The organism is Stieleria sp. JC731 (assembly GCF_020966635.1).
In the GTDB taxonomy this organism is placed as follows: domain Bacteria; phylum Planctomycetota; class Planctomycetia; order Pirellulales; family Pirellulaceae; genus Stieleria.
The window spans coordinates 598665-621275 of sequence record NZ_JAJKFQ010000002.1 but is presented as its reverse complement, the minus strand read 5'-3'; the positions used below and the strand labels follow the sequence as shown (position 1 = coordinate 621275).

At 54.9% G+C, this 22611-nt stretch carries 18 protein-coding genes, 1 other RNA gene and 1 pseudogene; 11 read left to right on the top strand and 9 right to left on the bottom strand.

All coding sequences use genetic code 11. From position 1 onward, the window contains the following. Nucleotides 1-95: 95 nt before the first annotated feature. Nucleotides 96-1676: a BBP7 family outer membrane beta-barrel protein gene (locus LOC67_RS07980; RefSeq protein WP_230262008.1), complete on the bottom strand. Its 1581-nt coding sequence runs from the start codon at nt 1674-1676 to the stop codon at nt 96-98. Nucleotides 1677-1943: 267 nt separating this feature from the next. On the opposite strand from LOC67_RS07980, the gene LOC67_RS07975 reads away from it, so the two are divergent. From LOC67_RS07975 to gyrA, 5 genes and pseudogenes are all read left to right on the top strand, one after another. After that, the gene (locus LOC67_RS07975) at nt 1944-2312 is read left to right on the top strand and encodes a heavy-metal-associated domain-containing protein (RefSeq protein ID WP_230262007.1); all 369 of its coding nucleotides are present in this window, start codon (nt 1944-1946) and stop codon (nt 2310-2312) included. A gap of 35 nt (nt 2313-2347) precedes the next feature. After that, nucleotides 2348-3157, top strand: a complete 810-nt coding sequence (locus LOC67_RS07970) for a sirohydrochlorin chelatase (RefSeq protein ID WP_230262006.1) — start codon at nt 2348-2350, stop codon at nt 3155-3157. Beyond that, a pseudogene (locus LOC67_RS27705) lies at nt 3158-3232 on the top strand (4Fe-4S binding protein); the annotation flags it as partial. It abuts the gene before it with no gap. Nucleotides 3233-3402: 170 nt separating this feature from the next. Further along, on the top strand, nt 3403-4659 hold the full coding sequence (locus LOC67_RS07965) for an LL-diaminopimelate aminotransferase (protein WP_230262005.1): 1257 nt from the start codon (nt 3403-3405) through the stop codon (nt 4657-4659). 534 nt (nt 4660-5193) lie between these two features. Continuing rightward, the gene (gyrA, locus tag LOC67_RS07960; RefSeq protein WP_230262614.1) at nt 5194-7854 is read left to right on the top strand and encodes a DNA gyrase subunit A; all 2661 of its coding nucleotides are present in this window, start codon (nt 5194-5196) and stop codon (nt 7852-7854) included. Between the two features lie 280 nt (nt 7855-8134). Here the strand turns inward: gyrA and LOC67_RS07955 are convergent, their stop codons facing one another. Continuing rightward, nucleotides 8135-8914, bottom strand: a complete 780-nt coding sequence (locus tag LOC67_RS07955; protein WP_230262004.1) for a hypothetical protein — start codon at nt 8912-8914, stop codon at nt 8135-8137. An 844-nt stretch (nt 8915-9758) separates the two neighbouring features. Then, nucleotides 9759-10790, bottom strand: a complete 1032-nt coding sequence (gene bioB, locus LOC67_RS07950; RefSeq protein WP_230262002.1) for a biotin synthase BioB — start codon at nt 10788-10790, stop codon at nt 9759-9761. Here bioB and LOC67_RS07945 point away from each other — a divergent pair. Both LOC67_RS07945 and LOC67_RS07940 read left to right on the top strand, forming a co-directional pair. Then, nucleotides 10789-10938, top strand: a complete 150-nt coding sequence (locus LOC67_RS07945; RefSeq protein ID WP_230262001.1) for a hypothetical protein — start codon at nt 10789-10791, stop codon at nt 10936-10938. The two genes, bioB and LOC67_RS07945, sit on opposite strands and share 2 nt — an antisense overlap. A 162-nt stretch (nt 10939-11100) precedes the next feature. After that, entirely contained in the window at nt 11101-11652 is a 552-nt protein-coding gene (locus LOC67_RS07940; RefSeq protein WP_230262000.1) for a hypothetical protein, read from the top strand. Between the two features lie 102 nt (nt 11653-11754). Here the strand turns inward: LOC67_RS07940 and LOC67_RS07935 are convergent, their stop codons facing one another. The 6 genes from LOC67_RS07935 to purH all read right to left on the bottom strand — a co-directional run bounded on the left by LOC67_RS07935 (nt 11755) and on the right by purH (nt 19353). After that, nucleotides 11755-12432: an FKBP-type peptidyl-prolyl cis-trans isomerase gene (locus tag LOC67_RS07935; RefSeq protein ID WP_315861044.1), complete on the bottom strand. Its 678-nt coding sequence runs from the start codon at nt 12430-12432 to the stop codon at nt 11755-11757. 439 nt (nt 12433-12871) lie between these two features. Beyond that, nucleotides 12872-14221, bottom strand: a complete 1350-nt coding sequence (locus tag LOC67_RS07930) for an NAD(P)/FAD-dependent oxidoreductase (RefSeq protein WP_230261999.1) — start codon at nt 14219-14221, stop codon at nt 12872-12874. Nucleotides 14222-14286: 65 nt separating this feature from the next. Further along, a complete protein-coding gene (locus LOC67_RS07925; RefSeq protein WP_230261998.1) occupies nt 14287-15117 on the bottom strand; it encodes a glycosyltransferase in 831 nt (276 codons plus the stop codon). 198 nt (nt 15118-15315) lie between these two features. Continuing rightward, the gene (locus LOC67_RS07920; RefSeq protein WP_230261997.1) at nt 15316-16635 is read right to left on the bottom strand and encodes a glycosyltransferase 87 family protein; all 1320 of its coding nucleotides are present in this window, start codon (nt 16633-16635) and stop codon (nt 15316-15318) included. A 6-nt stretch (nt 16636-16641) separates the two neighbouring features. Next, nucleotides 16642-17427 (bottom strand): indole-3-glycerol phosphate synthase TrpC, encoded by a 786-nt coding sequence (trpC, locus tag LOC67_RS07915; RefSeq protein WP_230261996.1) that lies wholly within the window; start codon nt 17425-17427, stop codon nt 16642-16644. Nucleotides 17428-17784: 357 nt separating this feature from the next. Then, a complete protein-coding gene (gene purH, locus LOC67_RS07910; protein WP_230261995.1) occupies nt 17785-19353 on the bottom strand; it encodes a bifunctional phosphoribosylaminoimidazolecarboxamide formyltransferase/IMP cyclohydrolase in 1569 nt (522 codons plus the stop codon). Between the two features lie 217 nt (nt 19354-19570). On the opposite strand from purH, the gene hisF reads away from it, so the two are divergent. The 4 genes from hisF to rnpB all read left to right on the top strand — a co-directional run bounded on the left by hisF (nt 19571) and on the right by rnpB (nt 22535). Further along, nucleotides 19571-20338 (top strand): imidazole glycerol phosphate synthase subunit HisF, encoded by a 768-nt coding sequence (hisF, locus tag LOC67_RS07905; RefSeq protein ID WP_230261994.1) that lies wholly within the window; start codon nt 19571-19573, stop codon nt 20336-20338. Between the two features lie 203 nt (nt 20339-20541). Continuing rightward, complete coding sequence (locus tag LOC67_RS07900) at nt 20542-20874, top strand: cupin domain-containing protein (RefSeq protein WP_230261993.1); 333 nt, start codon at nt 20542-20544, stop codon at nt 20872-20874. 73 nt (nt 20875-20947) lie between these two features. After that, complete coding sequence (locus LOC67_RS07895; RefSeq protein ID WP_230261992.1) at nt 20948-22069, top strand: leucine-rich repeat domain-containing protein; 1122 nt, start codon at nt 20948-20950, stop codon at nt 22067-22069. An 83-nt stretch (nt 22070-22152) separates the two neighbouring features. Next, an RNA gene (rnpB, locus tag LOC67_RS07890) (RNase P RNA component class A) lies at nt 22153-22535 on the top strand. Nucleotides 22536-22611 lie beyond the last annotated feature (76 nt).

Sequence of the window (22611 nt, the reverse complement as noted above, 5' to 3'; positions counted from 1 at the left end):
GACGGCGATTGTCCCGTTGTATTTGGCCCATTCGCGACACGATTGCTCGACTGATTGGAACCGGCTCGATGAATTCGACCAAGGGGGCGGGCCATCTAAAAGTGCAGTTCCGCACCAAAGTGTACGCCGTGAGCAAGGTAGTCAGATTGTACCCATTGCATCTGCGGTCGGAGGGCCCCGGTTAGCGGATTGGCTTCCTGAGGAATCAAACCGGGGTTCAAATCGCGATCGATTTGTTCAGATGCTCGCACAACATTGGGAAGATACAAGACGGAGTAACCCAGGCTGGCGTGCAATCGATCGGTCAGGCGATACCCCAATTTCAGCCCGAGTTCTGGGACCAACATGAATTCATCGCGTTGATAGGAACCGCTGTTAGATCGCAACGCATACAGGCCACCTGCGAAGTTGTCAGTCACGCCTGATTGGGTTCGTGTCGTATTGCCGGCAATGTTGACGTTTTGTTGGTTGTTGCCGAGTGCGACCCGCATCGTCGATTCCAACCAAGCACGCCGAAGCAACATTCGGTGAATGAAGCCGAGTTGCAGTCCGTTGAATTGGTTGGTGGTTCGAAACGAATCGCCACGTGAAATGGTCAGCGATGGTGCGGTGCCCAACGTGTTGTAGTTTTCACTGATCTGCAAATTGTCACGCAGTCGAATGTTCCGATAGCCGATGATCCAGTCGGTTCGGTCGCGATCGCCACACTGAACACAAGTTGTGCCGTGGTTACACAAAGCGACACGCATGTTGATCATGTAGGATCGCATTTCTGAAGATGCGTCGATGCGAATATCACCGCCAACCGTCGCCGGAAACGAAATCAATTCGGCAGCTTCGTTGCCGGTTGTTAGGTCGAAATAGGGTCGAGCAAGAATGACATCGCCGCCGCTGGAGCCGCGATAGCGATCGTTTTCTTCTGACAGCTGAAAGTATTCCGATTCGATGGCAACCGTCTGTTGTGGCGTGATCCAAAAGCCACCTGCAAGCAGATATCCGCCAACCGAACCGTCGTTCAAGTCGCCTCCGCCAAAAAGCGAAGACGTGGATGCTAGGCCGACAATCCCGGCATCCGCCTGGGCGGTTCCGCTGGGGCTGGTGCTAACGAGGACCGGCGAGCCCATCCCAGACACATCCCACAACAGGTACTCACCACGAAGATACAGTCGTGTGTCAATCTGATTTCTCAGACCCGGAAACAGCGGTGTAAATCCGCCGTAGGAGTTGTAGACCGATCCACCCTGGACGATTTGTGCACCCGGAACAGCTGGAGAACTGACCACCGGCGAAGCGATCGTTACCGGGGCATTTAGCTGTGGGGGAACCGCCGCGATCTGGTAGCTCGGACTTGCATAGCTTGATCCGCCAAATATTGATTCGCCGATCTGGCGTACGCCTGAGAACAGTCCGCCAGCGGATCCGGCAGCTTCGCCGGCAGGACTAACGCGTTGATAGGGGTCAATCGCTGATACCGAATTGCCAGCTAATCCAACGAGAGCGAACGCAACGCCGAGCATCGCTAGGAGGGGGGCGTTCCTAGTCTGGTGGGCTTTCGGGCAGGATGCTGTCTGGCAGGATGGTGCGAGCAACGATGGGGCATGCCAAATGGTCGCAATGGCATGTCCAAAACGGTCTTTTAGGCTGGTCTTTGGACGGGGATCCACGAAAATAACCATGAACGCTGTTTTTTGACTCAAGATTTCGGCGTGAACTGCCGAACCGCGTTTGGAAATTGCGATAAATCCGAGTCTCGCGTCAAGATGAACTCGACCGCCGAGATGACGACCCGCTAACGTGCTCCGTGTGAGACCGTTTGGTATCGACGGTTAGCGAGCGATATTGGCTTTCCAGTACACTGCCCGCATCAGGCAGATTCGGTCTGATTGCCCGCCTAAACTTTGCCCACCAATTTTATTTACCCAAGGACCACAACCATGCGTGCCATGGCTTACGTCGCAGCTCTGGTTGCTGCCGCTGCGATCATGTTCTTCATCGTCAATTCGCCAGAGCAACCCACCGGTGCTGCTGAAGGCCAAGCGGCTTCTTCCGTAACGCCGGATACCGAGGTGACGGCGACTGCGGTGAAATTGAATGTTCCTGATATGCACTGCCCCTTCGCTTGCTATCCCAGTGTGAAAAAGACTTTGGAAAGCCGCGAAGACGTTGTCAGTGTTGAATTGGTCCCGCAAAAAGAAGAAGGCGTGATCGATACCCCGCAAGTGATCGTCAGTTACAAAGACGGCTTTGTTGTCGATCAAGCAATCGCGCAGTTAAGCGAAGTTGGCTTCAACGGTTCGACCGTTGTCGAATAGTCAATTTTGACCGCGAAGATTTCTGCCCCGAAAACGTGATCGCGACTGATCAAGCGAAGCGAACCCGATTCCAGCCCGATGCTCTATTGCTCATCGGGCATGGAACTCGTGATCCGCAAGGGACCGAGCAATTCTTTGAGTTGACGCAGTTGCTGCGGCAGCGAGTTCTGCCGATCGATGTCGAAGGTTGTTTGTTGGAGTTCCAGCATCCGACGATCGATGAAGGTTGGAATGCGCTGGCTTCCCGTGGCGCCCAATCGATCTGCGTCGCCCCGCTTTTGTTGTTCGCTGCCGGGCATGCACGTAGCGACATCCCTCAAGCGATCCGGCAATGCGCTCAGCAAACGCCGGGAGTCGTTTATCACCACAGCGGTCCGCTATCGCGATGTCCGCAAGTGGTCGAGCTATTGTTGCAAAGGGTTCGGTCTGCGCTACAAGGTTCGGTCAGCGGGCCGGGCGCGGATGTTGGTGAGCAGGACGCGCTGGTAATGGTCGGGCGTGGTAGCTACGACAAATGTGCGACGACAGATATGAAAATCCTGTCCGAGATAGTCGCGCATCAAAGTGGCTTTACCAATCGTGCGGTGGGCTTCTATGCGATGGCCGAGCCGCGATTGCCAAGTGTGCTCGACCGGGTCGCATCGAACCCAGCGATTCGGCGTGTGGTCGTGCAGCCTCACTTGCTTTTCCAAGGGCGGCTTTACGACGCCATCGCGAATTTGGTGGATGAAGCCAGATCGCGACACCCGGATGTTGAGTTCGTGTTGGGGAGTTACCTAGGCCCCTGTAACGAGGTCGCTGATGCAATTGCTTATCGGGCATTCAGGAAAGCAAAACTGGCTTGAGGGCGAGCTTTTTGCTCTTGGGCGTGTCCTCTGCTGCAGATCGTGGCTGACACGGCGGCGGAGGCTAGCTGTTGACCAGTCCCCTGCTCGGGCTTCGTCAGTTCCCGTCAGGATCTAGATTGCCAGCACTTGGACGCCGCCTCGCGGTTTTTCATGATGAGCGAATCCGGCACTCGTCAGCCTACCGTTTGCCGTCTATGATCATCCGTTTCGAATCAATCGTTGCCAAACTCCGTCTTTTTGCTATGTCGACCGCAAACGAACCCCAAGTTTCCGATCCCTATTTTCAAGAGCTATTCGCCGAACGCATTGGTGGATCGCAGTACGGAAAAAGCACTGAGATCTACAAGTTCGAAAAGATCAAACGTGCCAAACGCAAGGCGTTGGAAACTCATCCCGATCGCCAGTTGCTTGACTTCGGGATTGGTGAAAACGATGCGATGGCCGACGAAGCGGTTCGCAACGTGATGGCAAACGAAGTCAATCAGCCTGAAAACCGTGGCTACGCGGACAACGGCGTGATCGAATACAAGGAAGCGGCAGCTCGGTTCATGAAGCGTCACTTCGATGTCGACTTGGATCCGAAAACACAGATCAACCACTGTATCGGCAGCAAACCAGCCTATGCGATGTTGCCCGCCGTGTTTATCAATCCCGGCGACGTCACGCTGATGACCGTACCAGGGTATCCAGTCGCGGGGACACACACGCGATACTACGGTGGTGAGGTGTTTCGGTTGCCGTTGCTGGAAGAGAACGGCTTCCTGCCCGATTTGGAAAGCGTTCCTGACGACATCTACCGTCGTGCAAAGCTGATGGTCTTGAACTATCCCAACTCGCCAACAGGGCGATTGGCTCCGCCGGAGTTTTTCGAAAAGGTTGTCGCCTTGGCAAAAGAAAAGCAGTTCGTGGTCGTCCACGATGCGGCTCATATCTTGCTAACTTTCGAGGGCAAGCCATACAGCTTTTTGCAAACACCTGGCGCGATGGATGTCGGTATCGAAGTTCATTCGATGAGCAAAGGCTATGACATGATCGGCTGGCGGATGGGTTTTGTCGCAGGTCACGAACGGATCGTATCAGCGTTTGCCGATGTCAAAGACAACAGCGATAGCGGTCAGTTTATCGCCACGCAAAAGGCTGCCGCGGCGGCTCTTGATGACGATTCGATCCCGGCGCGGATCAATGCCAAGTATCGACGCCGGATGGAAAAGCTGGTCGCCGTATTGAAAGAATGTGGCGTCCAATGTGAAATGCCAGGCGGGACGTACTTCCTTTACACGCCAGCTCCAAAGGGCACCGAAGGCGGCGAGACGTTCGCGAAGGCAGAGGACGCAACCCGGTTCCTGATCGAGCAACTGGGGATCGTGACTGTTCCTTGGGACGACGCCGGTTCGTTCTTGCGGTTTAGCGTCACCTACGTCGCGCAGACCGAGGCCGACGAAGACGCTTTGATGGCCGAAACCAAACGCCGATTGATGGACGCAAAGCTGGTTTACTAGCGCTTCATTCGATATGAAAATACGGGTTCGGGTTATCAGCCGACGGGCGTTAGCCCAGGTGATTGCACTGAAACCGTGGCCGGCGCCATACGGCTAATCCTAAAATCGAGTTGGAACGCAGCAATAGGCCGAAATTCAAGGGCTCCGATCACGCCGGTTGGTCAACAAATCCGCCAGCTGGCGAGTGTCAATCCGCTAGCTGGCTAGAGGCTCAGCGCGTGAGCGAAAGCTCTGGAGTGACTGCCGCTCCGCAGTGCCAGCGTCGTTGTGAAAAAGGGTGAATTTTGGTATCCTTAGCGATTCTCGCTGAGCCCGGAAAGCACGGGTTTTTAGCGGCTTTTCACCCTCCCGCTAGGACACCAAGTGGCAGACGAAAACGACGACAACTCGCAGGACGACGAGAACGGCTCTGGCGGCTCTCCGCAGACCGACGGCGAAGGTAGTGGCGGTGATCATGATGGGGGCGAGGGTGCCCTTCGTCTGATCGATTTGCCGATCGAAGACGAACTTCGTGAAAGCTATCTGACGTACGCGATGAGCGTGATCGTCAGCCGAGCTTTGCCAGACGTGCGTGACGGATTGAAGCCCAGTCAGCGACGTATTCTTGTCGCGATGAATGACTTGAACCTGGGCCCGGGCAGCAAGCGTGTGAAGTGCGCCAAAATCTCCGGTGATACGTCAGGTAACTACCACCCGCACGGTGAGTCGGTCATCTATCCAACCCTGGTGCGTATGGCCCAGGAATGGAACATGCGTTCGCTGCTGATCGACAAGCAGGGTAACTTCGGATCGATCGCGGGGCTTCCGCCAGCGGCGATGCGGTATACCGAAGCTCGTTTGTCGGCGACCGCCGCGGCGATGCTCGATGACCTCAAGCTGGATACCGTTGATTACGTTCCGACGTACGATGAGGCTCGTACTGAGCCAACCGTACTGCCCAGCAAGTTTCCGAACCTATTGATCAACGGTTCCGGTGGTATCGCGGTCGGGATGGCGACCAGTATCCCGCCACACAACCCTACGGAAATCTGTGATGCGGTCATCAAGCTGATCGACGAGCCGGAAACGAGCATCGATGAGCTTTGTGAAATCGTTCCCGGTCCTGATTTTCCAACCGGCGGTATCATTTGCGGCCGAGCGGGGATTCGTCGTGGTTACAAGACCGGGCGCAGCACGATCGTCGTCCGCGCCAAGTGCCACATCGAAGAGATGAAAGGTGCGCGGCATCGGATCATCGTTTCGGAGATCCCGTATCAGCAGTACCGTGACCGCGTCGTCGAAAAGATTGCCTCGTTGGTCAACAGTGACCGTATCAAAGGCATCTCGGGAATCCGTGACGAGTCGGACTTGAAAGAGCCCGTTCGTCTGGTCATCGAGCTGAAGCGAAACGAAGATCCTGATGTCATCCTCAATCAGCTGTATCAGTTTTCGCCGCTACAAGACACGATCTCGCTAATCTTCCTGGCGCTGGTTGACGGCAAACCGCGTGAGTTGACGCTGAAGGAAATGCTGACGGAATTTATCCGTCACCGGGTTACCGTCATTCGTCGTCGAACCCAGTTCTTGTTGGCCAAAGCGCGTCGCCGCAAGCACACCGTCGAAGGCTTGTTGTTGGCACTTGCCAATATCGACGAGATCATTCAGACCATTCGTAGCAGCCGTACACAAGCCGAAGCGAAGCAGCGTTTGATGGGAATCGAGTGTCCTGCATCGATGATGGAGCGAGCGCTCGGTGATGCCGGCTTTAAAGAGTTCCAGTTGGAACGTGGCGAATCGGATAGCTACACGCTGACCAGTGTCCAGACCGACGAAATCCTCAAGATGCGTTTGGGGCAGTTGGTCAACCTTGAGCAAGAAAAGCTTACCGACGAACACAGCAAGTTGCTCGAAGAGATCGCTGACTACGTTGATATTCTCGGCAGCCAAGCACGCGTCTACGGGATCATCAAAGATGACCTCGAAGAAATGAAGCGTCGCTTCGGTTCTCCACGAAGGACCGAGATCAGCAACGAAGAGCTTGGTAACTTCGACCTCGAAGATCTGATCACCGAAGAAACCATGGTGGTCTCGATCAGTCACGAGGGGTATATCAAGCGTACGCCTTCAAGTGTTTACAACACGCAGCGACGTGGCGGTAAGGGACTCAAAGGTGCAAAGACGGATAGCCAAGATCCGATCGAGCACTTGTTTGTTGCCAGTACACACGCCTACCTGTTGTTCCTGACGACAACCGGAAAGGTTCGTTGGCAAAAGGTTTATGACCTGCCACAGTTGCCACGTGATGCAAAGGGACGAGCGATCGTCAACTTGTTGTCGCTCGAAGAGGGCGAAAAGATCGCTTCCTGCTTGGCCATCCGTGACTTCAATCAAGAAGGCTACTATGTCGTCATGGCCACCCGAAACGGGTTGGTTAAGAAGACTCCGCTTGAACAGTACAGTCGTCCCAAACGCGGCGGCATCATCGCGATCAAGCTACGTGAAGACGATGAACTGGTGTCGGCTGCTGTGATCGGACCGGGCGATGAAGTCATCTTGGTGACGTCTGCCGGCATGGCGATCCGATTCCGCGAGTCTGATGCTCGTCCGATGGGGCGTAACACGTCCGGTGTCAAAGGCATCAGCTTGGTCGGCGATGACATCGTTGTCGGTATGGTCGTTGCTGAGCCAGAGGCCACTTTGTTGACCGTTTGTGAGAACGGCTATGGAAAGCGAACTCCGTTCGGCCCACACGCGATCGAAGACGACGGTGATTCCGATGCGGACTCCGATGGCGGATCGTCATCAGCTCGCTATCGCACGCAAAAGCGTGGTGGTAAAGGTTTACGCGATATCAAAACCAGTGATCGCAACGGCAAAGTGATCGCGATCGCACGTGTCGACGATCAGGACGAGATCTTCCTGATGACCGGCAAAGGTAAGATTCAGCGAATCGCTGCCAAAGACGTCAGCGTGATCGGTCGGAATACTCAAGGCGTACGCATCATGAGCATCGACGATGATGATTCGGTGATCGCTGCCGTGCGAATTCCACCAGAAGAGGACGCCGAGGAAGGCGACGTTATCGAAGGCCACGTGGTCACTGAAGGTGCGGAACCAGAAGACGACGCATCAACACCTCAGCTGGAAGGCCAAGCTTCCGATACCGACGTCGAGCCTGCCGATGACGAGTCTACCGAAGGCGGTAGCGAAGAATAGTTCCGAAGCGAGCTAACTTCCTACAGGACTGTCTAGCAGCCTGTTGATTTCTATTGTCGCCTTTCACTCCGTGAGAGCAGCGTTCTTGCCCGCTGGTTTTGCGGAGCAGAAGGCGACAGTGTGCGAGGCCATGCCTGAGTACCAACAGGTCACTCGGCAAAACATCAATCTCTTGGGCAGCCTTTGGGAGGCTGCCTGATCTGCGTTCGAACTCAAGGCACATAGGGCTTGGCCCCACGGCCTTGCTGGCTGTGCTTTGTTAGCTAGAGTGCTTTACTAGCTAGGGTGACAGCGACTCAAGTCCACAGCGCAGAACGTGATCGTTAGCCGCGACGAACTGCGTTTGGTCCATTCGTCTGGCTAGGATCTGCCAGTGATCACGATCGGCCGCCAGCAGCTGCGCTAGCGACGTTGGCGTGTCGTCATCAATGCGAACGCGATTGGCTAAGATCGATTTGATGCGAGCTTGTTGTTCGGGGTCGAGGTCATGTCGAGCGAGCGTCGATCGCAGAAGCGGCACGGCGCTGCTGCCGTAGCTGGATAGTTGCCGAACGGCTGCCCGACGCAGCGAGCTCTTGGGTGACTTCAGTTGGTTGACCAAATCGTTTACGCGATCACGTGAGACGGTCGTGAGCATGTGGGTGTTGTCGCGAAGGTAGGCTTCGGTGTTTCTGGTCAACGTGATCATACTGCGTCCACGCAGCATTCGCGCGAGCAGAGATTCGAGGTGAACGTTGAAGCCATCTTCGTCCTGTCCAACGATATGTAATAGCGTTGGTCCTTCACATGTTTCGTTTAGGTTTGATTCAGAGTCCGTGATTCGGCGTGTTCTGAATTGGATCAATCCTTGAGGATGCTGGGTCAGCTCGCCTTGTTCGCCCGTCGCGGTGATGATCGATTCGATGCGAATGGTACCGCCGTACTCGGCCGTCATCCGAATGCTTTGGTAATCATCGCGGAAGCTGTAATACGCGGCCGGAACACCTGATGATGCCGAGACCGAGATCGCCTCTTGGAATCGCTCGCAATGGTTTTCCTCGGACCCTTTGCGGTATCGCATTGGATCAATTGCCAGTCTTCCCTGCGTCAAGCGGAACCGAATGGGCCCCCCTTCACAAAAAAGGCCAGCCGGTAAGGGCTGGCATTGTCGGCAGGGCTGGTGATTTTGCTTAGCGTGTCCGCAGGCGGACAAGCAAGGTGATTCGAGACCGTCATCGGATGTCGGCTCTATTGCGAGAGTCGACACGGTGTGCATTGACATCACGATCGTCAATGCAAATAGGTGAGAGTACCTCATTGCGTCACCGTTCCTTTCCACGTCGCCTAATGCACGTGGAATAAGCACTTTCGTGCGGCCAAAAACAATCCGTTTTGGGGCTGACTAAGTGTCCGATAGTTGATTATCGGAATCGGTAACAGGGCAATCCAATGAAACTTTCATCGAACATACCCGCAATGCACATTAGGGGCGGCGCTTTACCCTAGAGTCCCATTAGCGTTCGGAACGCCCATGTGTTTCTCACGCCTGCTCATGTGGACACTTTGAATCCACCAAGATTCAGCACGCGATCAAAGTGAAGTGAATCCGATGAGGCAGATGTTGCGAGTCACGGCTAATGCTTCGTTCCATCTCGATTTCAGGATTAGCCGCATGGCGTTAGCCACGGTTTGAGTGCAGTAACCGGGGCTAACGCCCGTCGGCTGATGACCCGAACCCGTATTTCATATGGGATGAAACGCTAGTAGCGTCGCACCGGTAAAGTGAAACGTTGTTTGCTGCATCGATTGTTTCGATCAGCAAAGCGGCGCCGATCATCAATCCTTTACTTCGGCTTGTGAACGATCTAAGTAAGCGCTTGCGCGTATGAGACGGTTGGCGGTCACTTCATTGACTGCGTCGATGTCTATTCACCGACGGAAGTGGTGACGTCAAAGCCGAGGTCACGAATCATTTGGTAGTCTTCTTCGGGGGCTTGGCCCTTGGTTGTTAGATAGTCACCAACGAAGACGCTGTTGGCGACATACAGCCCAAGTGGTTGCAGTGATCGCAAATGCAATTCACGTCCGCCTGCGATACGCAACTCACGTTCGGGGTTAACGAACCGGAACATGCACAACGCGCGTAAGCAGTCTTGAGGTGACAAGTCTTCCTTGCCTTGAAGCGGCGTCCCGTCGATGGCGTTTAGGAAGTTCAGCGGAATGGATTGGACACCAAGGTCTTTTAGGTCGTATGCCATCGCGACGATGTCATCAAACGTCTCACCCATTCCAATGATTCCGCCGCTGCACATTTCCATGCCAGCATCGCGGACGTGGCGAAGCGTTTCGACGCGGTCTGCATAACTGTGTGTCGTGCAGATCTTGCCGTAGTACTCTTCGCCGGTGTTCAGGTTGTGATTAACGCGATCCACACCACAGGCTTTCAATCGGTCAGCTTGTTCCTTCGACAGCAGGCCAAGGCAGGCGCAGATATCGAGACCGTATTGTTTTTTGATTTCAGGAACGATCTCTTCAACCGCCTTCATCTCTCGCTCGTTGGGGCCACGTGCAGAGATAACAAGGCAGTAAGTTTTGGCACCTTGCTCAGCCGCGATCTTTGCCGCATCCATCAGCTTGTCGCGTTTCAGGATGTTGTACTTAGGGATTTCGGCGTCCGAGATTTTGGACTGGCTGCAGTAGTGACAATCCTCTGGGCACAAGCCGCTCTTCGCGTTCATTAGGAAGTACAGTTGCACTGTTTTTCCGAAGTGCTCGCGTCGCAATCGTGAAGCGGCATTGACAAGTGTCAGGATGTCATCGTCGCTCGATTCTAGAATCTGCTTCGCTTCTTCCCGGCTGATTTCGCCGCCGCCAAGCACTCGATCGGCCCAGTCGTCAAAACGAGCGGGTGATTGCGAGTTCGATGTTTCTGAAGATGGACTCAGGTCAGTCGCCATGATTGCTTACTCGGGGCGTGCTTGTACCGAAGTGGAAGGGGGAATGCAGCAGCGATGGGGAATTCGATCGCCAGCAACCAACATGTTCTTCTGCGAAGGCCAACTCGACAAGGCGGAGCAGGCTGGAAACCAGGTATTGGGAGCGTAAATTTGACTTTCCAACAACATTCCCCGGATCGGTTGTGGTGAAGACCGGTGGATACAATAAAAATCGAGGCCGATCGGGGTGGTTCGGCAATGGTTTTCCAGGCAAACTTGATACTCGGCGTTTGACGTTTGACGCTTCGAGTGTCATCAATCAGCGATTCTATTGGCGGACCTGTTGCAGTACTACTTCATCCGAATCGGCAGTCTGGCGGAGATACGCGTTGCGTCAGCATTGTTGCCCTTGCAACGCGGCGATCGTGTCGTGGTGCGTACGCAGCGTGGTATCGAAATCGCCGAGATCAGCGCCCCATGTGCAGACGCGACGAAGCAACGTCTCGGCGAGGTCAATTGCCGTGTGGTTCGGCCAACCACTGATGCGGACGAACTATTGGTGCGGCGATTGGAGCGGTACCGCTGTGAAGCAGTTGAGGCTTGTCGTCAAAAACTGTTTGACGTAGGAAGCCAGTGCACGCTGTTGGATGTCGATCAGTTGTTCGACGGTGGAACGATCGTGATGCAGTTCCTGGGAGAAGTCGACGAGGCTGCCAATTCGATCGCCGAAGAGATCACCGCCCAATACGAGAGCGTTGTCAAAACAAAGCATCTCGCCGAGCTGCTAAGTGACGGTTGCGGTCCCGGTTGTGGGACCGGCGAAGGATGCGGTAGCGGAAGTTCTTGCGGATCCGCTTGTTCGTCATGCAGCCATTGTGGATGAACCACGCGAACTGAATAAAAAACAGTTCGGGGCAGCCGGTGTGGGCGAAGCCAAGTTTGTTGCCTCGCCCACGATGACTGATGTCGCTTACCGCGGCTGGCGCTATTTGATTTCGAGCAGTTCGACTTCAAAGACGAGCACTTCGTTCGGTCCGATAGCACCTTGGCTACCTTGTTCACCGTAGGCAAGGTCGGAAGGGATGTAGAGCATCCACTTGCTGCCGGCTTTCATTTTTTGCAAAGCCATTTGCCAGCCTTTGATAACACCACCAACGCGAAATTCGGTTGGCTCGCCGCGTTCAACACTGCTGTCGAACGTTTCGCCGTTGATCAGCTTGCCGGTGTAGTGAACGCGAACTGTGTCCGAAGCCGATGGTGAGTCGCCTTCGCCTTCTTTGATGACCTTGTATTGAAGGCCGCCGGCTAGTTCTTTAACGCCTTCTTTGGTGGCGTTTTCTTTTAGCCATGCTTCACCTTTGGCTTTGTTATCCGCAGCCATCTTTTTGATCTCGGCCAACATTTCTTCGTGGCGACCGTTCAGCATTTTCTGCAACGCGTCTTGGACGGCGAATAGTTCCTCACGCGACAATTGCATATCGCGGCTTGCCAGCGAATCGCCAAGTCCGGTGGCGAACGAAGCAGTGTCAAAATCGCCATCTCGTAGGCCTTGACGGACCAGTTGTTGGCCCATCGAGAGTCCCAAGAAGTAGCCCATCTGTTCTTTTTCGCTTTTGCCGACCTTGGGGGCATCGGCCGATTCACTGTCTTGTGCGTTGGTCATTATCGTCATCATGGAAACTGCGACGAGAACCATCAGGCAACGTTGCATAGGATTCTTCCTCGGTACATCGTCAAGGTTGACGCTGATTTTGCGTTTGACTTCACTTGACGAGGGAAATGGTGATTCAGCCGAACGTCAATGCTGGGGTGGGATTGCAATGATTGACGTGAAGTCCAAAAGTTGATCGGCTGTCGAAACGGCGCTCAATGTGAAACGCTCCGGTGAGAATGATACCAGCAATCCATTTCTCTGCACCATGGTGCTAGATAGAAGGGCGGTACCGTGGTGCTTTCTGGACAAGATTCGTCAGGGTGTGGGCCGAGTCCGTCTGGTGGCGAAATTCGGCCGTTCTGAACCGACGGTTCTGGAAAGACTATTTTGGGGCCACAAAAAGTGAGCCGCTAGCTTTATTGGCCCCTCTGCCGGTGACGCCCCTGCCTCAGGAGACCGAGGCGAACGCGGGCTGGGCGTTTTCTTGCGACTTGTGGTGTTCGACGAAGTCTGGCCACACTTCGTCGAGAAATTTATCGGTGCCCAGTTGCAGGGTTTCGTTGACGTTCAGGTTGCCTTCGAGGATGTGTGCTGAGTTGAGCGCATAAAACCCCGGAACGCTGCTGACGACCGGCGGAAGTCGTGTGCTGTAGTCGACAGTCGATAGTGCGGCAACATACTTCGCCCGAGCGACTTTGAATTCCAGCACATCATCGCGAGAGAAGTGCTCGTACATCTTTTCGAGCGTTTGCAAACACCGCTCCCGATAAGCTTCGTCGGGCTCTTGCAGATCCGGATGGTCGTCGGTCATGTACTTCGGAAGGTAGACCAGGTGGTTGCCATCGAGTTCTTGTTCGGAATCCACGATCGTCGACATTTCAATGATGCCGGTCAGTGGAACCCAGGTGTCGGTAATGTTGGTAACGTAATAGTTGCTGATTGGTTTCTTCAGCAGCAACGATGCGCAAACGACACCAAGGTAGGTGATCGATTCGTGTTGTTGTTTTTCTTTTTCGCTCAGGTCCACGCACTGCTGCGCAATCAACGGCGATGCGATCGTCGATACGACGCAATCGAACGTTTGCGATGGCTGGTCCTTGAAGTCAACTTGCAGTGGGCCGCTACCCTCCGGTGCCGAGTCCGTTCTGCGAATTGACTGAACCGAATGGTTGCTCAGCAACATCGCTCCTTGATCGGCAAGCTTTGAAACCCAGGTGTCGATGATTCTCGCGTAGCCGCCTGGCACGTAGCCAAACATTTCTTTTTTAGCGCCGCTGCGACGAGCCTTATACATCCGCTGAGTGTGCGCCCAGATGAACGCAGCGGACGTCTTCTTGTAGGCGTCGCCGAGTTTGGCCTTTAAAAGCGGTAGCCATACTTTTTCGAAGGCACCTTTGCCGGACCAGCGTCGCAACCACGTTTCGACTGACTGGCGTTCCATCGATCGGAAATCGCGGATCTTTGAAGCCAAGAAGATTGTGCCGCCGAGTCGCAACCGTTGAAACAGCGTTAGCGGTTTAAACTGAAGGAACTCCAGTGTGTTGCTCATCGAAAGCAATCGGCCGTCGGCATAGAAGCCGGTTTTGGTTTCGACCCAGCGAATGTCTTGTTCTAAACCAAGGTCACGAAGCTTGTCCCGCAGTACCGAATCACTGAGCAGGGTCACGTGATAGAAGCGATCCCATGTAACGTTGCCAAGCTTCCAAGCACTGGTTAGTCCGCCGAAGCTTGGTGCGGCTTCGGCGATCGTGACGTCTTGTCCTTGGGCCAGCAGTTCGTCGGCGATCTTCAACCCCATCACACCGGCGCCAATTACAAGCCAGCGTCGCTTTGGTATTGATGTTGTTGCTTCAGACTGCACGACTAGCGGCCCCCGAGCCGATGACGTAACAGCAATTTTAAAGTCAAGCCGATCGTCTTAAAGACTTGCATCTTGCTTGCACCGCCCTTGCGGTCATATCGCAATCGCAGTGGTGCTTCACCAAACAACACGCCTTGCTTTCGCAGTTTCAGCAAGATGTCGGCCATGCACGAGAAGCCACGTTCACTGACAAAGTTGTCGCCGTGGTCAGAGAATCCCTGTCGAATGACCGATGCACGGTAGGCGCGAAAACCGGACGTGTAGTCACGCACGCCGCGTGTTGGGAATAGCACGGTAAATAGCAGCCTAGCACCGATGGACAGAAAATGTCGCTCGATCGGAACGCCAACGGCTATGCCACCGGATTCGAATCGTGAAGCGATCACAACGTCGCAGCCTTCGTGGATCATTTGAACCATCCGTTCAATCAGCCCAGGCGGATGCGTGTTGTCCGCGTCCATCGTAACGATGATGTCGCGTTCACCTGCACGGTCGACGGCTTCACGCAGGGCATCGCGAATCGTTGGTCCAAGGCCCTGGTTGACTTCATGCTGTACCAAATGAATGGGCATCTGAAACGACATCTGCGAAACGATCTGTGCCGTGTTGTCCGAACTGCCATCGTCAACAACGATGACTTCGTAAGGCATGTCGTTGTCTGCAAAGGCTTCTCCGACTCGTTCCAGCAGTTCTGGTAAAGCTTCTTCTTCGTTGTAGGCCGGCAAAGCAAGGAAGGCTTTGGCAGGACGAAAGCGAGGCCCACGGGCATCGGTGCCAGACGCGGCTGCGGGAATCGTCTGGCTACCGGGTTTGGAAAGAGTTGGGTCGGCCATGAAGCTATTAGTTCATCGACGTAGTGGAATCCTGTTCATTTGGGCCGCAGTGTAGCCCGCGAAACCGGGTAGGCAAGTTGCGCGGTGTGGGGCAGAGGGCGAAATGGCATCGAAAGAACCGGGTGTGTCGAATATGCCGAAACAAACGGTTCTGATGGTCATTGGCATCTTCGTTTACCGGTTTCGAATACCCCATCACTACCCTGGCAAACTTTGGACGTGTTCCGCCGGAGTCCTGGGAGTATGAAAACAAACGATCAGCAAAGCGATGGCTATCGCGAAACCGTTCAGGCTCGTTGCTGCCGCGTAACCGGCCTGCCCAAGGTTCAGCTTTAGCAGCAGGCTTCGTGTCGACAAGAGATTGAACAGCGGGATCAGCATCAGCAAACAACAAGACCACCGAGCTAGCGGTGGGATGGATTTCCAAAACTCGGTTCGTCCCGCGAATGAGGCTGCGATTGGTGCCATCAGTAGCAAGGCGTCGTAAGATTGGTGGTAAAGGCTGGAAAGCATGGCTAGCGTGATCAACGCCCCTGCTGATCCACCAAGTCCCGAGTTCTTTCTTTTGGCTGCTTGCACAGCAAGTAGAACCATCGGAACGGACAGCATCACGAACATGACGAGCAGGTGGATCAATTGACTCGGTTCCGTTCCCGTCCACTTACTAGCTGCGGCCAAAAGGTCCAATCTTGTCCATGACAACACCGGTGATTCATCGGGCATGTTCATGTGAACTTGCTGGGTGACTTCAATGTCGCTGATCAGCTTTCCGATCCCCCAGGCAAAATCCGGTTGTCCTGTACCGCGAATGCTTTCTTGGTACGCCAAGTATCCAAATGGAAGACCGGCGATCAGGATGCTGATGCTCGCGCCAATCAACAATGCTTTGAAATTTCCACGAGCGAGCAGCAGAAAGCCCAGCGGAAGAATGTATGTTGGCTTGGCTGAGACAACTGCCAAGGCAATTCCCGCACGCGTTGGGTGTGACTTGGCCCACTGGACCGACAAGTAGGTGGCGAGCACAAGTTCGAAAGTGAAGTATCCATCGAACAAAGTGATGTGCCCGCCGCGCGAGGCAACCAAAAGAGTCGCGATGGACGCGATCCATTCGATCTGGTTTTCTTTCCCAGCAGCTTTTGCACAAACCATCGCGATCGCAATGATCAACGCAACACTGAACACAAAGTAAATTACTTCGGCGACATGCAATGGCAGGACAGCCAGCGGCGCATGTAGTAGCAGAATCCCGGGTGAAAAAAATGGGATCTGACGTGCGACGGGGTAGCTGTTCGCGTAGCCCGTTCCGTAGGGGCTGACGCCGGCAAGCAATGCTCGAGTCGGAAAGTAAACTCCGTTATGGAAGTCGCACATGCCTTGGGCGGTTGGATCAAACGGTCCAGGCGATTGGTACTGTTTGACAACTCGAAGGGCCGTCAGCGAAATCAAAGCAATGAACGCGATCACCGCCAACGCGGCAACGGGCTTGTGCTTGACCGTCGGTTTCGCCGCTTGGCTCATCGACCGCTAGCCTTTCGATCCGAGTAGTTCTTGAAGCGCGATCGTGACGTCTGGTTGTCTCATCAATGATTCGCCTACCAGGACCGCCTTCACACCGCCGGCACCAAGTTGCAGCAAATCTTCATGCGTGCGAATCCCACTCTCGCCGACCACCAAACGGTCGTCGGGGATGTTGGGGCATAGGTCAAGCGTGTGCTGCAGCGTCGTGACAAAGGTTTTTAGGTTGCGGTTGTTAATCCCAACCAGTTTCGTGCCGGTCGCAAGAACCGCATCAAGGTTGTCCGGTTCGAATAGCTCAATGAGGGTCTGCATCCCAAGGGCAGCGGCTTGCTGGTGCAACTCAACCAAGTGACTCGGTGAGAGGCATTCAGCGATCAGCAACACGCAATCCGCACCGGCATCACGGGCTTGCAAAAGTTGATAGCGATCAACAATGAAGTCTTTCCGCAGCAGCGGGATGTCGACAGCGGCTCGGACTTGTCGCAAGAAGTCCAACGAGCCCTGGAAAAAAGGTTCATCGGTTAGCACGCTGATGCAAGAGGCACCGCCCGCCACGTAACCTTTGGCGATGGTTACCGGATCGAAGTCTTCGCGGATCAATCCCGCAGAAGGGCTTGCGCGTTTGACTTCGGCGATAACGTTGACTTGATCGCCCGCCGCTAGTGCCCCGTGAAAGTCACGACAGGGTGGCAGGTCGGCGATTCTGGATTCCAGTTCATCGGCGGAAACCGCAGCACTGTCGCGCTGAATGGTCAGCTGCGTTTTCTCCAAGATATCGTCGAGGATCGTCATCGATTGGGTCGTTGTATTGAAGCTGGATCAAGCGGTGGGTTTCGCGAGTCGGTTCAGGTTCGCGTTTGGCCGGGAAGCAAAGGTTCTCGCTTCGATGGTAATCACGAATCCTGTGGCGAGAACGTTCGTCGGCGTTGAGACTAGCGGGGAACCGGCGACTTTCCGAACGTGTGGTTCTGTTTGGGAGTGTGAACTACATCGTCGAGTCTTGCGGCAGCTACCGCACGACGGAGCGTGCGGGGTACTTTGGGTTGTCGCACGGCGGAGCGTGCGGGGTACTTTGAGTTACCGCACGGCGGAGCGTGCGGGGTACTTTGCGGTGACAAGATAATTGCCAACTGGTCGAAGTGGGGTCGATCAGTGTTTAAAGTGTCGGCGCCCAGTCATGATCATCGGGATGCCGAACTTGTCGCACGCGTCAATGACGTCGTCGTCACGGCGTGATCCACCCGGCTGAATGATTGCGACGATTCCAGCATCGGCAGCCGCTTCGATCGAATCGGGGAACGGGAAGAACGCGTCGGACGCTAGTACGGCACCCTTGGCCCGATCACCAGCTTTGTCGATGGCGATTTCAACGCTGTCAACGCGGCTCATCTGTCCTGCACCGACACCAATTAGCGATGTGTCGGCCGCCAGTACGATCGCGTTGCTTTTCACGTGGCGAACCATTTCCCATGCGAACGCGATGTCGTCCCACAATGGGTCGTCGACTTCGGTGTCGGTGACGGTTTCCCATTGCAAGCGTGGACTGGTCAGACGGTCGGAGTCTTGAACGAGCATACCGCCGCTGATGAATCGGCGACTGATCGCTGGTGGCGGGTCATCCAAGATACCAACTTGCATCAGACGAACGTTTTCACGCCAGCGAGGACGCGTGGTCAACATTCCAACCGCACCGGCTTCGAAATCGGGCGCCACGATGGCTTCGATAAACAAACCTGGCTGGCAAAGGATCTCTGCGGTTTCGACGTCGACGGTTTTATTCAGCCCCAGCACCGAACCGAAAGCACTCAACGGGTCGCCTTCGAGAGCTTTTTTGCACGCGGCAGCCAGTTTCGTATCCGTCGCCGCACCGCAGGGGTTGTTGTGCTTGATGACCGAAACGGCCGGAGACGCCAATCCGCGGACGATTTCGAGAGCCGAATCGAGGTCGAGCAGGTTGTTGTACGAAAGCTCTTTTCCGCTGATCTGGCGAGCCGAAACCAAGTTCGCACTGCGAACGGTCGGGTCGGCGTAAACGGCGGCGCGTTGATGTGGGTTTTCACCGTAACGCAGTTGTGTTTTTCGACGCAGCGAAAGGTGCATCGCCGAAGGAAATTCCCCGGCGATTTTGTCACCACGCATGTAGTCGGCAATCGCTCGGTCGTAGGCGGCAGTGTGGTCAAACGCGTCTGCAGCCAACTGTTTGCGAAGTTCCAGTGTTGTTCCGCCAGCATCAAGCTGCTCAAGGATTTCGCCGTATTGCTCTGGGCTGGTCGCAACAGCGACGTCTTGGTGGTTCTTCGCCGCGGCGCGAACCAAGCTTGGGCCACCGATATCAATCTGTTCGACACACTCTTCGAATTTCGCGCCCGGTCGAGATGCGGTCGCGGCGAAGGGGTAGAGATTGACCACCACCAGGTCGAACGGGGTGATGCCGTGCTCCTCGATCGAGGCGATGTGATCATCGCGATCACGGCGAGCCAAGATTCCGCCGAAAACTTTTGGGTGCAGCGTTTTGACACGGCCGTCAAGCATTTCCGGAAATCCGGTGTACTCTGCGACGTCAAGGACTTCGATGCCCGACTGTTCCAGGTGACGACGGGTTCCGCCGGTGCTGTAAATTTTCACCCCAGCCCGTTGCAATCCGGCTGCGAGGTCGGCGAGGCCAAGTTTATCGCTAACGCTAATCAGGGCATTGCGAACCGGGGTAACGTTTGACACGGAATACAAATCCACAAAATCGAGGGGGAAAGCGGCTGGCCGCCGCGGGCTTCGGCGGACAAATCGCCGTTTCTAAATCTGAGCCACAATGGATTACCAAGCAAATTAAATTCGCGACACGGCATGCGGTCAACCGGCACGGCGGTTTCAAGGGCCTGTCCGTTTTCATATAACCCACCTGGAAATCCCATCACCACTTCACAATGACCCCGCGCCGATGCTAGCTGCCCGAGTAATTCCGTGCCTTGATGTCCATGGTGGACGAGTTGTCAAAGGGACGAACTTTGTGAATTTGCGTGATGCGGGCGATCCTGTCCAAGTTGCCAGCCGTTATGAGGCCGAAGGTGCCGACGAACTGGTTTTTTTGGATATTACCGCTAGCCACGAAGAACGCGACATCATTTTGGATGTCGTCCGTCGAACTGCCGATTGCGTCTTTATGCCGCTGACCGTCGGCGGGGGCGTGCGGACCATCGAGGACGTTCGCGATCTGCTGAATGCTGGCTGCGACAAGGTTTCGATCAATTCGGCCGCGTGCAAAGATCCAGAATTCGTCCGACGCGCCGCAGACCGATTCGGCAGCCAATGCATCGTCGTCAATATTGACCCCAAACGCGTGATCCGTGACGGAAAAGAATTTTGGGAAGTTCACATCAATGGCGGTCGAAAGCCCACCGGGTTGGAAGCTGTGCAGTGGGCAAAGGAAGTCGAACAGCTCGGCGCCGGTGAAATTGTCCTCACCAGCATGGATGCCGATGGTACTTGCGATGGCTACGATTTGCCCGTCACCTCGGCTGTCAGCGAAGCCGTCTCGATTCCCGTCGTCGCCAGCGGCGGTGCCGGTAATCCACAGCACCTTGCCGATGCGATTTTGAAGGGAAAGGCCAGTGCGGCACTCGCGGCCAGCATCTTTCACTTCGGCCAGTTCACCATCGAAGAAACTAAACAAGTGATGCGTGACGCTGGGATCGCAGTACGGTTGTAAATACGGTGCGTTTGTAAATACAGTGCGGTTGTAGTGAAGCGAGTTTATGAATTCTGCATTCACCACACTCGTTCGAGGTGGGGAAACCAAGCGGCCGTCTTATCGATACGATTCATTTTTCGACTCGTCTGCTTTTAAGCTTGGCATCGGTCTTGTTTTGATCTGTCTACGAAGCCACGCCAAAGACCCGTCTGAACATACCGATGGATAATCTTTTTTCGGGTTTGCCAAGCGACCCAAAGGCACCGTTGCCCAAAGAATTGGTCGACGTGTTAGTCAGCCAGTCCGGCGTTCGTATCGAGCGGATCGTGTCGGACGGCCAAGCGAGCCCGACTGATTTTTGGTATGACCAAGACGAGCACGAATGGGTGGTCGTCTTGCAGGGACGTGCAAGGCTGCAGTTTGACGATGGGCGAATGCTCGAATTGTTACCCGGCGATCACCTGATGATTCCGGCGCATCAAAAGCATCGTGTCGACTGGACCAGCAACGATGAGTTCACGATCTGGCTGGCTGTCTTCTATCCCGAAAGCTGAACAGCTCACGTGTTAACTGCATGCACCTGCTAGACTAACGAACTCCCACCTTCTCTCGCTTGGATCGTTAATCGTGAAGACTGCACAGTCGCATTCCTGCAAACCCCGTCATTTCATTCTCGCTGCTCTGCTGGTATCGATTCCATGCATCGGTTGTGGCTCGAAACAATCCAATGAGCCAGACGCGCTGGAGACAACGGGATCAGCAGCTGATCTGGCGGGCATTTCAGAAGCAGTCGAAGCCGCCGCTGTAAGCGTTCGGCGTGATGGCGATGGGCAAATCATCGAAGTCAACTTTCGTGATCGATCGCTAGCCGATGTCATTGGGCAGCTGGCCTCGTTGCCAAAGCTTCGCAGCCTATTGCTCTCTGGATCGGATGTGGATGACAGTGGATTGGCTTCCGTCGCCAAGGTCAGCACGCTGGAGAATCTGGACCTGCGAGGGTGTGCGATTTCCGATTCAGGACTTGAGCATCTTGAGCAGCTATCCAAGCTTAAGTCGATCAAGCTTTCCGGCAAGGACGACGCGACCAAAGTCACGCAAGGCGGTGCGAATTCATTGGGGAAGATTGCCAGCCTAAAAGTAATCGCATTGGACTTTTTGCCGATCGGAAACACCGGCGTGCAGTCGCTGTCTGGCTTGTCAGAATTGAAAGAGCTTTACCTTGCTGGGACATCGCTAAGTGATGAGGCAGCTGTTGCGATTGCAAAGTGTTCGAAGCTTTCGAAGTTGCGATTGTCATCGAACGATCTCAGTAGCCAAGCGGTGAATCAACTTGCCTCCTTGGGCGAATTGGTTGAACTCGATATCAGCGACTGCCCCAAAGTCGACGACGCGGCGATTTCAGAATTAGCGAAGCTGAACAAGCTCGCGAAGCTAAACCTCTACAGCACGGGCGTCTCCACAGGTTCGTGGGAGACGCTTTCAAAGTTGAAAGACCTGACGTGGTTGAATGTTGACAAGACTGGCGTTAACGACGACGCGCTGGTTGGAATTGGCAAGCTGACCGGGTTAACGTTTTTGCACCTTGGCAGTACGCAGATCAACGACGATGGGCTGCCGGCTTTGAGCGGCCTGTCCAAGCTGGAAAAGCTGATTGTCACGCGTACCGCGGTCACGCAGGCCGGTGTGGACGAGCTGAAAAAGGCACTGCCGGAGACGGAGATCCAGTTGGTCTACGTCGAAGGCAAGTAGCCGGAAAGCGGAAAGCAAATTCGTCGAACCACGAACCTTGTCGGCGACCAAGCAATCGTTCATCTTACGCGGCTTCCCGATTGCAGTAGGTGGGACGATCGCTCGTGCGGCATTCGTGCCAAGCGGGAGGAAAGTCCGGGCTCCATAGGACAGGATGGTCGATAACGTCGACCGGTCGTGAGGCTAGGGAAAGTGCAACAGAGAGCAAACCGCCGAACGGTCCGCTAGTCGGACGCGTGGTAAGGGTGAAACGGTGCGGTAAGAGCGCACCAGCAGTCGAGGTGACTCGATTGGCTTGGTAAACCCCATCCGGAGCTAGACCAAACAGGGTGCAGAAGCGGTCCGCTTCGCTATGACATCCGGGTAGGTCGCGATTGAGGCGGCGAGCAATCGTCGTGCACAGATAAATGATCGTCACCCAAGTCTGACTTGGGTACAGAACCCGGCTTACAAACCTATCTGCAATCGGGGTTTTTCGAGTTCACGAAGGCTCTTTTTGCTGGCCCAATCTGAGCTCCCTCTCGAAAACATCAACCACTCCC

Coding starts and splice junctions, on each gene's coding strand:
- LOC67_RS07980 (WP_230262008.1), bottom strand. CDS start 1,676: ATGGTTATTTTCGTGGATCCCCGTCCAAAGACCAGCCTAAAAGACCGT.
- LOC67_RS07975 (WP_230262007.1), top strand. CDS start 1,944: ATGGCTTACGTCGCAGCTCTGGTTGCTGCCGCTGCGATCATGTTCTTC.
- LOC67_RS07965 (WP_230262005.1), top strand. CDS start 3,403: ATGTCGACCGCAAACGAACCCCAAGTTTCCGATCCCTATTTTCAAGAG.
- gyrA (WP_230262614.1), top strand. CDS start 5,194: ATGAGCGTGATCGTCAGCCGAGCTTTGCCAGACGTGCGTGACGGATTG.
- LOC67_RS07955 (WP_230262004.1), bottom strand. CDS start 8,914: ATGCGATACCGCAAAGGGTCCGAGGAAAACCATTGCGAGCGATTCCAA.
- LOC67_RS07945 (WP_230262001.1), top strand. CDS start 10,789: ATGATTGCTTACTCGGGGCGTGCTTGTACCGAAGTGGAAGGGGGAATG.
- bioB (WP_230262002.1), bottom strand. CDS start 10,790: ATGGCGACTGACCTGAGTCCATCTTCAGAAACATCGAACTCGCAATCA.
- LOC67_RS07935 (WP_315861044.1), bottom strand. CDS start 12,432: ATGACCAACGCACAAGACAGTGAATCGGCCGATGCCCCCAAGGTCGGC.
- LOC67_RS07930 (WP_230261999.1), bottom strand. CDS start 14,221: ATGGGGTTGAAGATCGCCGACGAACTGCTGGCCCAAGGACAAGACGTC.
- LOC67_RS07925 (WP_230261998.1), bottom strand. CDS start 15,117: ATGGCCGACCCAACTCTTTCCAAACCCGGTAGCCAGACGATTCCCGCA.
- LOC67_RS07920 (WP_230261997.1), bottom strand. CDS start 16,635: ATGAGCCAAGCGGCGAAACCGACGGTCAAGCACAAGCCCGTTGCCGCG.
- trpC (WP_230261996.1), bottom strand. CDS start 17,427: ATGACGATCCTCGACGATATCTTGGAGAAAACGCAGCTGACCATTCAG.
- hisF (WP_230261994.1), top strand. CDS start 19,571: ATGCTAGCTGCCCGAGTAATTCCGTGCCTTGATGTCCATGGTGGACGA.
- LOC67_RS07900 (WP_230261993.1), top strand. CDS start 20,542: ATGGATAATCTTTTTTCGGGTTTGCCAAGCGACCCAAAGGCACCGTTG.